The organism is Stenotrophomonas sp. SAM-B (assembly GCF_013387485.1).
GTDB lineage: Bacteria > Pseudomonadota > Gammaproteobacteria > Xanthomonadales > Xanthomonadaceae > Stenotrophomonas > Stenotrophomonas maltophilia_AA.
In genome coordinates this window covers 59,077-72,858 of the sequence record NZ_JABBXB010000004.1, presented here as the reverse complement: position 1 = coordinate 72,858, position 13,782 = coordinate 59,077, and the positions used below count along the sequence as shown (strand labels likewise).

10 protein-coding genes and 2 tRNA genes are annotated in these 13,782 nt (G+C 68.4%); 1 reads left to right on the top strand and 11 read right to left on the bottom strand.

From position 1 onward, the window contains the following. The 10 genes from uvrC to uvrB all read right to left on the bottom strand — a co-directional run bounded on the left by uvrC (window position 1) and on the right by uvrB (window position 12,917). Entirely contained in the window at window positions 1–1,848 is a 1,848-nt protein-coding gene (gene uvrC / locus HH110_RS10275) for an excinuclease ABC subunit UvrC (protein ID WP_176989600.1), read from the bottom strand. Further along, entirely contained in the window at window positions 1,845–3,260 is a 1,416-nt protein-coding gene (locus tag HH110_RS10270) for a hypothetical protein (protein WP_176989599.1), read from the bottom strand. Before HH110_RS10270 ends, uvrC begins: the two co-directional genes overlap by 4 nt. A 103-nt stretch (window positions 3,261–3,363) precedes the next feature. Further along, entirely contained in the window at window positions 3,364–4,137 is a 774-nt protein-coding gene (gene kdsB / locus HH110_RS10265) for a 3-deoxy-manno-octulosonate cytidylyltransferase (protein WP_176989598.1), read from the bottom strand. Between the two features lie 66 nt (window positions 4,138–4,203). After that, entirely contained in the window at window positions 4,204–5,226 is a 1,023-nt protein-coding gene (gene lpxK, locus HH110_RS10260) for a tetraacyldisaccharide 4'-kinase (protein WP_176989597.1), read from the bottom strand. After that, window positions 5,226–6,974, bottom strand: coding sequence for a lipid A export permease/ATP-binding protein MsbA (gene msbA, locus HH110_RS10255; RefSeq protein WP_176989596.1), 1,749 nt, complete (start codon window positions 6,972–6,974; stop codon window positions 5,226–5,228). Before msbA ends, lpxK begins: the two co-directional genes overlap by 1 nt. Beyond that, window positions 6,971–7,393, bottom strand: coding sequence for a biopolymer transporter ExbD (locus tag HH110_RS10250; RefSeq protein ID WP_019183376.1), 423 nt, complete (start codon window positions 7,391–7,393; stop codon window positions 6,971–6,973). Before HH110_RS10250 ends, msbA begins: the two co-directional genes overlap by 4 nt. Before the next feature lie 3 nt (window positions 7,394–7,396). Continuing rightward, window positions 7,397–8,071, bottom strand: a complete 675-nt coding sequence (locus HH110_RS10245) for a MotA/TolQ/ExbB proton channel family protein (protein ID WP_176989595.1) — start codon at window positions 8,069–8,071, stop codon at window positions 7,397–7,399. A gap of 3 nt (window positions 8,072–8,074) precedes the next feature. Next, window positions 8,075–10,450: a DNA internalization-related competence protein ComEC/Rec2 gene (locus HH110_RS10240; protein WP_241696519.1), complete on the bottom strand. Its 2,376-nt coding sequence runs from the start codon at window positions 10,448–10,450 to the stop codon at window positions 8,075–8,077. A 254-nt stretch (window positions 10,451–10,704) separates the two neighbouring features. Beyond that, window positions 10,705–10,779 (bottom strand) — tRNA-Val (locus HH110_RS10235). Between the two features lie 107 nt (window positions 10,780–10,886). Beyond that, window positions 10,887–12,917, bottom strand: a complete 2,031-nt coding sequence (uvrB, locus tag HH110_RS10230; protein WP_176989593.1) for an excinuclease ABC subunit UvrB — start codon at window positions 12,915–12,917, stop codon at window positions 10,887–10,889. A gap of 155 nt (window positions 12,918–13,072) precedes the next feature. Between uvrB and HH110_RS10225 the strand changes: the two genes are divergently transcribed. Beyond that, on the top strand, window positions 13,073–13,603 hold the full coding sequence (locus HH110_RS10225; RefSeq protein ID WP_176989592.1) for a GspH/FimT family pseudopilin: 531 nt from the start codon (window positions 13,073–13,075) through the stop codon (window positions 13,601–13,603). 70 nt (window positions 13,604–13,673) lie between these two features. On the opposite strand, the gene HH110_RS10220 is transcribed toward HH110_RS10225, so the two are convergent. Then, window positions 13,674–13,750 (bottom strand) — tRNA-Asn (locus HH110_RS10220). Between the last annotated feature and the right edge of the window lie 32 nt (window positions 13,751–13,782).

Here is a 13,782-nt window from a genome sequence, read left to right as displayed (position 1 = left end):
CTACTCGCCCGCCGCGTCGGGCGTGGGCAGTCCATGAAGGTTAGCGTAGATACGCGCAGCGAGGGCGTCATTGATGCCTTCCACCTTCGCGATTTCCGCTTCGCCGGCGGCTTTCAGGCCGACCAGGCCGCCGAAATGTTTGAGCAGGCTGGCACGCCGGCGCGGGCCGATGCCGGGGATATCTTCGAGTTTGCTGGTCATGCGGGCCTTCTGGCGGCGCCCGCGGTGGCCGGTGATGGCGAAGCGATGGGCCTCGTCGCGCACCTGCTGGATGAACTGCAGCGCCGGTGAGGCCGCACCCGGGCGCAGCTCGCGGCCGTCCGGCATGACCAGGGCTTCATGCCCTGCCCTGCGCTCCACGCCCTTGGCCACGCCGACCAGCATCACCCCTTCCACGCCCAGATCGGCCAGCGCGGCCTGCGCCTGGGCCAACTGGCCGGCGCCACCATCGATCAACAGCAGATCGGGCAGCACGCCATCCTCTTCGACCGCACGGCGGAAGCGCCGCTCGATCGCCTGGCGCATGGCGGCATAGTCATCGCCCGGTTCGATCCCGCTGATGTTGAAGCGGCGGTACTGGCTGCGCACCGGGCCCGCCGCATCGAACACCACGCACGAGGCCACGGTGGCTTCGCCCATGGTATGGCTGATGTCGAAACACTCCACCCGCTTGACCTGCTCGGTGAGACCGAGCATCTGGCGCAGGTCTTCGCTGCGCGCGTGCTGCGCGGTGCGGCTGCCCAGTTCGGTGACCAGGGTGATCTGCGCATTGCGCGCGGCCAGCTCCACATACCCGGCGCGCTCGCCACGGACATTCCACCGCAGCTGCACCTTGTGCTCGGCGGAAGCACTCAGCGCCGATTCGATCAGGCTGGCATCGGGAATCTCGCGGTCGAGCAGGATCTCGCGCGGAGGGGCGTGCTCGGCGTAATACTGGGATACGAACGCGCCCAGCACTTCGTCGGCGCTCTCTTCGCCATTGGTGCGCGGGAAGAACGGCCGCGTGCCCATGTTGCGGCCATCACGGAAGGCCAGCAGCAGCACACAGGCACTGGCGCCCTGGGTGGCGCAGGCGAGCACGTCCAGGTCGGCGGCACGGCCGTCCACGTACTGACGGGTCTGCATGCTGCGCAGCGAGGCGATCAGATCACGCAGGCGCGCGGCCTGCTCGAACTCCAGTGCTTCGCTGGCGGTCTGCATCTGGGTGCCGAGCTCGCGCGCGAGCTGGTCGCTCTTGCCTTCCAGGAACATCGAGGCGCGGCGCACGGATTCGGCATAGTCCTCCGGCGCCACCAGGTCCACGCACGGCGCGCTGCAGCGGCCGATCTGGTATTGCAGGCAGGGCCGCGAGCGGTTGCGGAATACGCTGTCTTCGCAGCTGCGCAGCTTGAACAGCTTGTGCATCAGGTTGAGCGTTTCGCGCACCGCGGTGACACCCGGGTACGGCCCGAAGTACCGCCCCGGCACGGCGCGCGGGCCACGGTGCAGCGCGATGCGCGGCCATTGCTCCCGGGTCAGCAGCACGTGCGGGTAGGTCTTGTCGTCGCGCAGGGAGACGTTGTAGCGCGGCGAGAGCGACTTGATCAGCTGGTTTTCCAGCAGCAGCGCCTCGGCTTCCGAGCGGGTCACGGTCACGTCCATGCGCGCGACCTGCGACAGCATCGACATGATCCGCGTGGTCTTGGGCGTGCCGTTGAAATAACTGCCCACGCGATTGCGCAGCGCACGCGCCTTGCCGACGTACAGCAGGGTGTCGTCGGCAGCGTACATGCGGTACACGCCGGGGGCGGTGCTCAGGTGGGCCGCAAATGCCTTGCCATCGAAGGCGGGGGCGGAAGAAACAGTCATTCGTTGATCGGCACGTCGCTCAGGACACCACTGACGGGGTCGAAACGGAGGACGGCATGGGCGTCGGTTTCCGCGATCCAGACCGCACCGCCGCCCAGCGCCAGGCCGGCCGGGCCATGCAGGCGGCGCGGCAACTCCAGCGTGCTCAGCTCGCCCCCGCCGAGGCGCAGCGTGCGCAGACGGCCGTTGCCGGCATCGGCGATCCACAGCAACGGGGCATCCGGACTCAGCGCGATCGCCTGCGGATACTGGAGCAGTGCCGAGGCACGCGGGCCATCCTGTTCGCCGAAGGTCCACAGGCCCTGCCCGACCAGTGTCTGCACCAGGTCGCCGCGCAGCTGCATGGCGCGGATCGACGAGCCGAGCGCATCGCAGACGTACAGCACCTGCTGGACCGCCGCGACCGAGCACGGCTGCGCGAACGCGGCCAGATGACCGCTACCGTCGCGCGCGTCGATCGCGCCGCTGCCGGCGCGCCACTGCAGGCTGCGCTGGCCGAGGTGATAGGTCCAGATGCGGTTGTCGCCGGCCATCGCGATATGGATCTGGTTGTCGGCGACCGCCAGGCCCTGCGGGTGGTTGAGCGCGGTACGGCGCGGATCGGCTACCGGCCCTTCGATCGGCTCGCCGGGGCGGCCGGTGCCGCACAGCGTATCGACCTGGCCGGACAGCAGATGGATGCGGCGCAACGCATGGTTGCCGGTGTCGGCGACGTACAGCCATTCGCGCTCCAGCGCGAGGCCCTGCGGGTGGTGGAAGGCCGCTTCGGCCTGACCCCCGTCCATGAAATCGGCGGTGCCCATGCCGAACTGGCGCAGCACGCGGCCACCGTGGCTGCATTCCAGCACGCGGTGATGGCCGGTATCGGCGATGTACAGGCGCTCGGTGGTCACCGCCAGCCCGGTCGGGAAGCGCAGCGCGAGGCGCGGCTCGGGGCTCAGTTCGCGGGCACCGTGCAGGTCGTCATCGGACGGCCGCGCGCTGCCTTCGCAGAGGGCCGTGAGGGCGCGGTCCAGTTCGCCGCCGAGGCCGACCATCCGTTCGCGCTCGCGCCCCTGGGCATCCAGCAGGACCAGGGTCGGCCATGCGGTCACGCCGAAGCGGCGCCAGCCGTCCCACTCCGCATCCAGCAGGGCCGGGGCGTTCAGGCCCTGGCGCCGGAGCAGTTTCAGCGACTGCGCGGGATCGCGCTCGCCATCGAACCGCGGCACCTGCAGCACCAGCAGCTGCAGCTTGCCCGGGTTGCGCGACTGCCACTGGGCCAGCTCGGCCAGCCGCTGCGCGCACCACACCGAGGCGGCATTGACGAAGGCCAGCACCACCGGCCGTCCCTGCAGCTCGGCGAGGGTGGTCGGCGGGGCGTTGAGCCAGGTGGCGAATTCGGGCAGATCCTGGACGGGCTGGACGTTCATGCCCCGATTATGCCGGACTCGGCGTCATGCATCCGTCGTGCCACGGTCATCCGGTGGTCCATCGGCGTGCGGCGGAGGTCGCCGCGGCGGACGACCGCCCCGGTCACGGGTGCGCGGCCCACCATGCCTCTGCGCGCTCCAGATCCTCCGGCGTATCGATGCCGGGCGGGAACTCGGACGGGGTCAGCGCCACGCTGATGCGGTGCCCCGCTTCCAGCACGCGCAGCTGCTCCAGCGATTCCAGCTGCTCCAGCGTGCCGGGCGGCAACGCAGCGAACTGGCGCAGGAAGCCGGCGCGGTAGCCGTAGATGCCGATATGGCGCAGCCAGTGCGGGCCGGCCAGGGTGTCGCGCGAGCGCGCGAACGCATCGCGGTGCCACGGGATCGGTGCACGGCTGAAGTAGAGCGCGTCCAGGTTCTGCCTGCGCACGACCTTGACCACGTTCGGGTCGAACAGGGTTTCGGTGTCCTCGACCGGGGTGGCCAGCGTGGACATCTCCGCACCGCTGTAGACCAGGGCTTCGGCCACTGCGCGGATGCCCTCGGCCGGGGCGAACGGCTCATCGCCCTGCAGGTTCACCACCACCGTGTCATCCGCCCAGCCGGCCTGCGTTGCGCACTCGGCCAGGCGATCGGTGCCGGACGCATGCGCGGTGGAGGTCATCGCCACGCGCACCTCGGCCAGCCCCTGCAGGGCATCGGCGATGCGCTGATCATCGGTGGCGACCCAGACTTCGCGCGCACCGGCAAGCAGGGCGCGTTGCGCCACGCGCAGCACCAGCGGCTCACCGCCGAGCAGACGCAGTGGCTTGCCCGGCAGCCGCGATGCGGCGTAACGGGCGGGAATGGCGACGACGAACTCGACGGAAGCGCTCATGGGGGACGACCTGTACGGAAGGAATGCAGTCAGGGCCTCAGTGTGCCGCACGCGGCACCGGGCCCGTCAACGCTTGCCGAGTTTCTCGACGCGGTCCAGCAGCGTGATCCAGAACGCCGCCGGCAGTTCGGCCGACAGCGGCACGGCGAAGTGCCATTCGGTCGCGAAGGCCTTGCACTTGACCGCATCTTTCTCGGTCATCAGCACCGGCAGTTCGCTGCCGAAACGCAGATCGGCCGGCTGGTAGGCATGGTGATCGGCGAAGGCATGCGGCACCACGCCGATGCGATGCGCACGCAGCATGTCGAAGAAGCGCTGCGGGTTGGCGATACCGGCCACCGCGTGCACGCGCTGCCCCTGGAAATGCGCGAGGCGCCGCGCGCGGCCGCCCTGCAGCGGCTGGGCGCTGTCGATGCGCAGCTGCATCGGCCATTCGCCGAAACCGCAGGCGGTCTGCGCTTCGGTGCCATCGCTGGCCTGGCCCATGTTGACCACCCGGAAGTCGCAGTCGCGCGCACGGCTGGCCGGCTCGCGCAGCGGCCCGGCCGGAATCAGCCGGCCATTGCCGTAGCGACGCTGGGCGTCGACCACGTCGATCTCGATGTCACGCGCCAACCGGTAATGCTGCAGGCCGTCGTCGCAGACGATGATGTCGCAGCCCGCCTCGACCAGTGCCTTGCCGGCCGCGACACGGTCCGCATCCACCCGGACCGGCACGCCGGTTTTCCAGGCGATCAGCACCGGCTCGTCGCCGCCGATCGCGGTATCGGTCGTGGCCAGCACCCAGCGTGGCGTGCCCGCGTCCTCGCGGCCATAGCCACGGCTGGCAACGCCCGGCTTCCAGCCGGCCTCGCGCAGCCGGTTGACCAGCGCGATCGTCAGCGGGGTCTTGCCGGTACCGCCGGCGGTGATGTTGCCGACCACCACCACCGGCACCGGCAGCGGATGCCGCTTCAGCCAGCGGCGGCGATACGCCATCCGCCGCAGCGCGATGGCCGCGCCGTACAGCGGCGACGCCAGGCGTGCCAGGAACGGAATCGCGGTGCCGTCATACCAGTACGACGGCGTGTGCGTACCCTTGCCGGCCATCAAGGCTGCCTTTCGCGGAACTGCATCTTGTGCAGGTGCTCATACAGGCCACCCAGCGCCAGCAGTTCAGTGTGCGTGCCACGTTCGACGATGCGGCCGTGGTCCATCACCAGCACCTGGTCGGCATGCTCGATGGTGGACAACCGGTGCGCGATCACCAGCGTGGTGCGCTCGGGCATCAGGCGCTGCAGGGCATCCTGCACCAGGCGCTCGGATTCGTTGTCGAGCGCGGCGGTGGCTTCATCCAGGATCAGGATCGGCGCGTCGCGCAGAATCGCGCGGGCGATCGCCAGACGCTGGCGCTGGCCGCCGGAGAGCAGCGCACCGTTCTCGCCGACCGGCGTCTGCAGCTGCTGCGGCATGCGCGCGATGAACTCCCAGGCATTGGCCGCTTCGGCCGCCGCGCGGATCTGTTCTTCGGTGGCGTCCATGCCGTAGGCGATGTTGGCGCCCACGGTGTCATCGAACAGCATCACCTTCTGCCCGACCATCGCGACCTGGCGGCGCAGATCGGCCAATGGATAATCATCCAACGCCACGCCATCGAGCGTGATGCGGCCACCGCTGGGTTCGTAGAAGCGCGGCACCAAGCGGATCAGGCTGGTCTTGCCGCTGCCGGAGCGGCCGACGATCGCCGTCACCGTGCCCGGCTTGGCCACGAAACTGATGTCATCCAGCGCGATGCCGGTGTCCTCGCGGTAGCGCAGCATCACGTGTTCGAACGCAAGCTCGCCACGCGCGCGACCGATCCGCTGGATGCCTTCGTCGCGCTCGACCGGCATGTCCAGAATCCCGAACAGGCGCTCGGCTGCAGCCACGCCGCGCGAGATCGAGGTCTGCACGCTGGTCAGGCGACGCAGCGAGGGAATGATCGCCATCATCGAGGTCATCAGGCCCATGAACTGGCCTGCGTTGAGCTTGCCGGCCAGCGCCTCACGGGTGGAGACCCACACGATCACCGCCAGCGCCAGCGCGGCCAGGAACTGCACCGTGCTGGAGGCCAGCGCGCGCGTGGTTTCCACCTTCATGTTCAGGCCGAGCATGCGGTTCGCCAGACGCGAATAGCGCGAGATCTCGTGCGCCTGGGTGCCATGCACCTTCACTTCCTGCTGCGCGGCCAACGACTGTTCGGCGGTCTGCGCCATGCCGCCCATGCCGTCCTGGATGCCCCGGCTGATGCGGCGGTAACGCTTGCCGACGACCGAGACGATCACGCCGATCAGCGGCACCACGACCAGCATCGCCATCGTGACCTTGACGCTCATCTGCAGCATCACCACCAGCATGGCGATGATGGTGAGGGTATCGGCCACCAGGGTCTTGAGCGCATCGGCGCTGGCCTGGGTGACCTGCTCGGTATCGAAGTTCAGGCGGCTGACCATCACCGGCGTGGCTTCGGCATCGAAATGCGAGGACGGCAGATGCAGGTACTTCTCCAGCACCTGCTCACGCAGGTCGCGCACCACGCTGCGCCCGGTGCGGGCAAGCGCGTAGTCGCTGACCAGGGTGGCCAGGCTGCGCATCATGAACAACCCGAGGATGGTCAGCGGCAGGATCACCGCCATGCGCGGCTCCGGGTTGACGAATCCCCGGTTGACCAGCGGCTCCATCAGCTTGGTGAAGCTGTAGCCGGCCAGAGCTTCGACCACCATCGCGACCACGGCGGCGACCATGAACACCCAATAGGCACCGGTATACCCGAGCAGGCGCTTGTAGATCGGCCAGACGGGAGAATGTTTCTTGCTCATGGACGCACCTCCGGCGCGGTAGCGATGGCGATGCGGCGGAAGCCCAGCTGGCCCAGGGCATCCTGGGCAGTGACGACAGCCTGGTAAGGCGTACGCGCGTCGGCGCGCAACAGCACGGTCTGTTCGCGATCACTGCCGGCCACGGCGGCGATCGTCTGCTTGACCGACTCCACGTCGGTACGCAGCACTTCCTGGTCGTTGATGAAGTAACGCCCTTCGGCATTGACCAGCACGCTCAGCGAACGCGGCGGCTCGGTGGTGTCCTGCTGGCTCGCGGTCGGCAGCTGCAGCTGCAGCGTCGAGCGCGCATCGAAGGTGGTGGTGACCACGAAGAAGATGATCAGGACGAGGATCACATCGATCAGGGGAACCAGATCGATGTGGGGCTCGTCCTGGATCCGGTCATTGCGGATGCGCATCCGTCAGCCCTTGACCGTCACGGGTGCGGCGCCGGCCGAAGCACCGGTGGCGCGCGGAGCGTTGTTCATCACGCCCGGGCGGCCATCGAGCGCGTCCAGCAGGGCCGAGGCCTCCTGCTCCATGTCGATCACGTAGCCGGCGATACGGCCCTTGAAGTAGCGATGGAACATCAGCGCGGGGATCGCCACGATCATGCCGGTGGCGGTGCAGACCAGCGCCTTGCCGATACCGCCGGCCAGCTGGTTCACATCGCCCACGCCGTGGTCGAGGATGCCCATGAACATCTGGATCATGCCGACCACCGTGCCGAGCAGGCCGAGCAGCGGGCCGGCCGAGGCGATCGTGCCCAGGGCGTTCAGGAACCGCTCCATGCGGTGAACCAGGTGCCGGCCGGCATCTTCGATGCGCTCGCGGATCTGGTCGCGCGGGCGATTGCGCGCTTCCAGCGCGGTGGCCAGCAGCGCGCCCAGCGGCGAATTGCCGCGCAGCGACTGGATATGGCTCGGGTCGAGCTTGCCGCGCGCGGCCCAGTTGCGCACTTCCTGGCCCAGCCCGGGAGGCAGGACTTCATTGCGGCGCAGGGTCCAGAAACGCTCCAGGACAATTGCCAAAGCCAGTACGCCCAACAGCAGCAGCGGCAGCATCGGCCAGCCACCGGCCTTGACCAGTTCCCACACGTTTCAATCCTCCGGCCCAGCGGCCGCCTGTTTGATCGCCGATAGGATAGCAGCCGGCCGGCTCCGCTCCGCGGCATCCCACCAACGCCGCTCGAAAACCCGTTGTTCACGCACCTGCAGGCCTTCACGCCCGAGCCAGACCCGCACCGCGCCGCTGTCGGCAGTGGTGAGCACTTCGGCGCCCACCGCCTGCCAGCGCTCCACCACCTCGGCACGGGGATGACCGAAGCGGTTGCGGTGGCCCGCCGAGACGATCGCCAGCCGCGGCGCGACCGCTGCCACCCATGCCGGCGTGGACGAACCGGCGCTGCCGTGGTGTGGGACCACCACCGCTTCCGCCGCCAGGCGTGCGCCCGCCTGCTGGACCAGCAGGGCTTCGCTGCGCTTTTCGATGTCACCGGCCAGCAGGATCGCACCCTGCGGTGTCTCCAGCCGCAGCACGCAGCTGCTGTCGTTGGTGGACTGCGGTTCGTCGCGCGGGGGATGCAGCACCCGGAACGTCACCCCGTCCCATTGCCAGGACTGCCCGGCATGGCAGGCCGAGGCACGACCGCGCAGCGCATCAGGCGGCGCCTGCAGCATCGCGCCCGGAAAGCTGCGGCGGACCCCGCGCAGCCCGCCGGTGTGGTCGCGGTGGTCGTGGCTGATCATGATCCGGTCCAGACGCCCCTGCCCCAGCGCCCGCAGGGTCGGCACCACGATCCGCTCGCCCGCGTCGAAGCCATCGTCGGCCCCGGGCCCGGTGTCGTACAGCAGCGTGTGCCGGCGCGTACGCACGGCTACCGCCAGGCCCTGCCCGACATCCATCACGATCAGCTCCACCTCTCCCTCGCCCGGACCATGCCGCGCCGGCCACAGCAGCGGCAGGCACAGCAGCAGGGCCGGCACGCGGCCACCACTGCCGCGCGGCAGCAGCAGCCAGAACACACCGAACACGGCCGAGATCAACGCCCAGCGGTTGGCCTGCGGCAACCACCACAGCGACAGCTCGCTGCGCGCGGCATACCCGAACAGCCACCAGCTCGCCTCGAAGCACCATGCCGCCAGCTGCCACGGCCAGCGCCCCGCCCCGTCGATCAGCGCCTCCAGCGCGGTGCCGAGCAGCGCCAGCGGCACCACCACCATCGTCCACCACGGAATCGCCACCAGATTCACCAGCGGCCCCGCACGCGAGGCCTGGCCGAACAGCGCCACGGTCAGCGGCAGCAGCGCCACGGTCGCCACGCCCTGCGCGCCCAGAAAACCACGCAGCCAGCCCTCTTCACGCCCCGGCAGACACCAGATCAACCACAGCACGCCGGCAAAGCTCAGCCAGAAGCCGGGGGCGAGCACAGCGAGCGGATCGAACAGCAGCATCGCCAGCGCCGCCAGCGAGAGCGACTGCGCGACGGTCGCCCGCCGCCGACTACAGCGTGCAGCGGCCACCACCGCGATCATCAGCACGGTCCGCACCGTGGGCAGCGCGAAGCCGGCCGCCGCCGCGTACAGCGCCGCACCCGCGACGGCGGCTACCGCGGCGCCCATCGGCCGCGGCCAGTACAGGCCGAGCATCGGCAGGCAGCGCCAGAGCCCGCCCGCCAGCACGGCGGCAACGCCCGCCACCACGCCGACATGGAAACCGGAGATCGCCACCAGGTGGGTCACCCCCAGCGCGCGCAGATCGTCCCAGTCGGCCGGGCTCAGGCCGCGGGTGTCACCCAGCGCCAGTGCCTGGACGAAGCGGCGGCCGTCGCTCTCGACCGCCGTGGCGATCGCGTCGGCCATCCGCTCGCGCCACGCAGGCAATCCCGTGGGCGCGGCCAGCGCAGCCGCCTGGGCGGGTTCGCGAACGTAGCCACTGCCGGCAACACGGTGCCGGAGTGCGTAGCCCTCGGCATCGAACCCACCAGGATTCACCCGGCCGCGCGGGGGCCGGACGCGCACGCCGAGCGACCAGCGCTCGCCCGCGCGCAGCGTGCGCCGTCGATCATCGGCCGCGCCACGGAATCCGTCGTACCAGCCCAAGGCCAGGTCGCGGCCACGGAGTTCGGCGGGCATCGCCGGATCATCGTCCACCCGAAAGCCGAAGCGGGTGCCGCCGGGGCCGTGCACCGGCAGGCTGGTCACCCGTCCCTGCACGACGTGGTCCACCGGCACGCTGCCGGCGGGAAGCTGCTGTGCGAGCCCGGCGTGGCCGTGGAAGGCGGCCCAGCCGAGGCCGAAAAGGGCGGCGCCGAGGAGGCGCAGACGGGAGGGCAGGATCCAGAGCAGGATGCCGACCGACGCCGCGGCCACGCCCCATCCCGCCGGCAGCAGCCGGGGTGCGAACACAGTCGCGCAGACGCCGACCAGCAGGGCAACGACACAGGCCTTGCCGAAGATCGGAAGGTGCGTCGGCATTGCCATGGCACTAGCGTGCAGCACTCGCAGCATGCGAAGCGCCCTGGAAAACCAGAGTGTCGGTCGTTCGCTACATGCCGGGTATCAGGGGGGTATGCACTACGTTGTCGGGATACGCACAGGAAGCGCCAAGGGGAAATCACACCGACGTCGAGAAACGCGCCCTTTCCTGTCACCAACAAAACGCACATAGCAAAAAAGCCAACCTGATGGCTGGCTTTTCTGATGTTCCACTGCAGTCTCCGGGACTGAAGTGGTGGGCGGTACAGGGTTCGAACCTGTGACCCCTACCATGTCAAGGTAGTGCTCTACCGCTGAGCTAACCGCCCGTTTTGCTTCCCTGCCCCGCTGCGAATGCGTCGGTGCAGGCCGCGTATATTACGGACGCCCCCTGGAAAGCGCAACACTTTTGTGAAGATATTTCACAACGCGTTGTTCAGCCCAGACTGGCCTCCTTCAACTTGCGGATCTGGTCGCGGACGCGGGCGGCATCCTCGAACTCCAGATCACGTGCGTGCTGGTACATCTGCTGCTCCAGCGCCTGCAGGCGCTTGGCGATCTGGGCCGGCTCCATCGTTCGGTAATCGGCCGCCTCTTCGGCCACGCGGCCGCCCTTGCCCTTGGCCTTCCCTTTGCCGCGCGACTCCTTCTCGGCCGCTTCCGATCGCGCGCCTTCCAGCACATCGGTGATCGGCCGCAGCACCGACTTCGGCACGATGCCATGCAGTTCGTTGTACTCGACCTGCTTGGCGCGACGGCGGTCGGTCTCGTCGATCGCCGCCTGCATCGAGCGGGTCATCTTGTCCGCATACAGGATCGCCTTGCCACGCAGGTTGCGGGCGGCGCGGCCGATGGTCTGGATCAGCGAGCCGGTCGAGCGCAGGAAGCCTTCCTTGTCGGCATCCAGGATTGCCACCAGCGACACTTCGGGCATGTCCAGGCCTTCGCGCAGCAGGTTGATGCCGACCAGCACATCGAACTTGCCCAGGCGCAGGTCGCGGATGATCTCCACGCGCTCGACGGTGTCGATATCCGAGTGCAGGTAACGCACGCGGATGCCGTGCTCGGTCAGGTATTCGGTGAGGTTCTCGGCCATCCGCTTGGTCAGCGTCGTGACCAGCACGCGGTCGCCGAGCTTGATGCGTTCGTTCACCTCGGACATCAGATCGTCGACCTGGGTGCCGACCGGACGGATCTCGACCACCGGATCGATCAGGCCGGTCGGACGCACCACCAGCTCGGCAATCTCGCCCTCGGTCTCGCGCAGCTCATACGGCCCCGGCGTGGCCGAGACGTAGATGCTGCGCGGGCACCGTTCTTCCCACTCCTCGAACCGCAGCGGACGGTTGTCCAGCGCCGACGGCAGGCGGAAACCGAACTCGACCAGGGTCTCCTTGCGCGAGCGATCGCCTTTGAACATCGCGCCGATCTGAGGGATGGTCACGTGCGATTCGTCGATCACCAGCAGCGCGTCCGGCGGCAGGTAATCGAACAGGGTCGGCGGTGGATCGCCGGCATTCTTGCCGGTGAGATGCCGCGAGTAGTTCTCGATGCCGTTGCAGTAGCCGACCTCGGCCATCATCTCCAGATCGAACTGGGTGCGCTGCGCCAGGCGCTGCGCTTCCACCAGCTTGTTCTGCTCGTACAACTGCTCCAGGCGGACCTTCAACTCCGCCTTGATCGTATCCACCGCCGACAGCACGCGCTCGCGCGTCGTGGCGTAGTGGGTCTTCGGATAGATCGTGTAGCGCATCATCTTGCGCAGGCTCTCGCCGGTCAGCGGATCGAACATGCTGATCTGCTCGACCTCGCCTTCGAACAGCTCGATGCGCACCGCCTCGCTGTCCGACTCGGCCGGGAACACGTCCACCACTTCGCCGCGCACGCGGAAGGTGCCGCGGTGCAGCTCGAACTCGTTGCGGGTGTACTGCAGCTGGGTCAGGTGCTTGATCAGGTCGCGCTGGTCGATCCGCTCGCCGGTGGAGAGGATCAGCCGCATCGACAGGTAATCCTCCGGCGCGCCGAGGCCGTAGATCGCCGACACCGTCGCCACCACGATCGCGTCCGGGCGCGACAGCAGGGTCTTGGTCGCGGCCAACCGCATCTGCTCGATGTGCTCGTTGATCGAACTGTCCTTCTCGATGAAGGTGTCCGACGAAGGCACATAGGCCTCGGGCTGGTAGTAGTCGTAGTAGCTGACGAAATACTCGACCGCGTTGTGCGGGAAGAACGACTTGAACTCGCCGTACAGCTGCGCCGCCAGCGTCTTGTTCGGCGCCATCACCAGGGTCGGCTTCTGCACCTGCTGGATCACGTTGGCGATCGTATAGGTCTTGCCGGAACCGGTGACGCCGAGCAGGGTCTGCTTGGCGATGCCCGCCTCGAAGTTGGCGGTCAGTTTCTCGATGGCCGCCGGTTGGTCGCCCGCCGGCGAATACGGGGATACAAGTTGGAAACGATCGCTCATGGTGCCGCCACTGCCGGGAAGCGCCTAGTATAACGGCCGCCTTGGTGACGGCCGGTTGATGGGAATACCCACCCTTCAGGACGGGTCAGGCTGATATTCAGGCTGTGCGCCACAGGGCAACCTCATGCCTTCCCTGCTGACGGATGCCCAGCCCCATGCCCCGGCGCCCTTCCTGCTCTCGTCACACCGGCCTGACCCTGCTGGAGCTGATGGCCACCCTGGCAGTTCTCGGCCTGCTGGTAGCGGTCGCTGCGCCCAGTTTCATCGAGACGGTCTCCAGCCTGCGCGCGGACGCCCTGCGGATGCAGCTGAACTCGGCCTTTTCCGGCGCCCGGATGGCGGCGGTGACCCGCAGGGAGAATGTCAGTGTCTGCCCCAGTGACGACGGTAGGCGGTGCACGGCGGAATGGAGCAAGGGGTGGCTGACCTACCGCGACCCACTTCGGCGGCCGCAACCTGCTGCCGAGCAGGACATCCTGCAGTACTACCCCGGCCAGACCGCTTTGACGCTGCTGGCCCCCACGTCGGCTGGACGTCCGCGCCTGCGGTTCCGGCCGGATGGCAGCAGCATGGGCATCAACCTGACCGTGACCATTTGTGCACGGGGCCGCAGACACAGCAGAGTGATTGTCAATAATGCCGGGCGCGCCCGCTCGGAACGACTGGCCGATCGCGCTCCCTGCTGAGCACGTTGGATCGCAAGAACGCCGTGCAGGAACGACAAAAGCCGCGATTGCTCGCGGCTTTTGCAGAATCTGGCGCCCGAAGTTGGACTCGAACCAACGACCCCCTGATTAACAGTCAAGTGCTCTAACCGGCTGAGCTATTCGGGCGGGGAGGCGCATTGTACGGGGCACTGGCGGGG

Bases quoted from the DNA above. Each gene is read 5' to 3' on its own strand.
- uvrC (WP_176989600.1), bottom strand. From the start codon at position 1,848: ATGACTGTTTCTTCCGCCCCCGCCTTCGATGGCAAGGCATTTGCGGCC.
- HH110_RS10270 (WP_176989599.1), bottom strand. From the start codon at position 3,260: ATGAACGTCCAGCCCGTCCAGGATCTGCCCGAATTCGCCACCTGGCTC.
- kdsB (WP_176989598.1), bottom strand. From the start codon at position 4,137: ATGAGCGCTTCCGTCGAGTTCGTCGTCGCCATTCCCGCCCGTTACGCC.
- lpxK (WP_176989597.1), bottom strand. From the start codon at position 5,226: ATGGCCGGCAAGGGTACGCACACGCCGTCGTACTGGTATGACGGCACC.
- msbA (WP_176989596.1), bottom strand. From the start codon at position 6,974: ATGAGCAAGAAACATTCTCCCGTCTGGCCGATCTACAAGCGCCTGCTC.
- HH110_RS10250 (WP_019183376.1), bottom strand. From the start codon at position 7,393: ATGCGCATCCGCAATGACCGGATCCAGGACGAGCCCCACATCGATCTG.
- HH110_RS10240 (WP_241696519.1), bottom strand. From the start codon at position 10,450: ATGCCGACGCACCTTCCGATCTTCGGCAAGGCCTGTGTCGTTGCCCTG.
- uvrB (WP_176989593.1), bottom strand. From the start codon at position 12,917: ATGAGCGATCGTTTCCAACTTGTATCCCCGTATTCGCCGGCGGGCGAC.
- HH110_RS10225 (WP_176989592.1), top strand. From the start codon at position 13,073: ATGCCCCGGCGCCCTTCCTGCTCTCGTCACACCGGCCTGACCCTGCTG.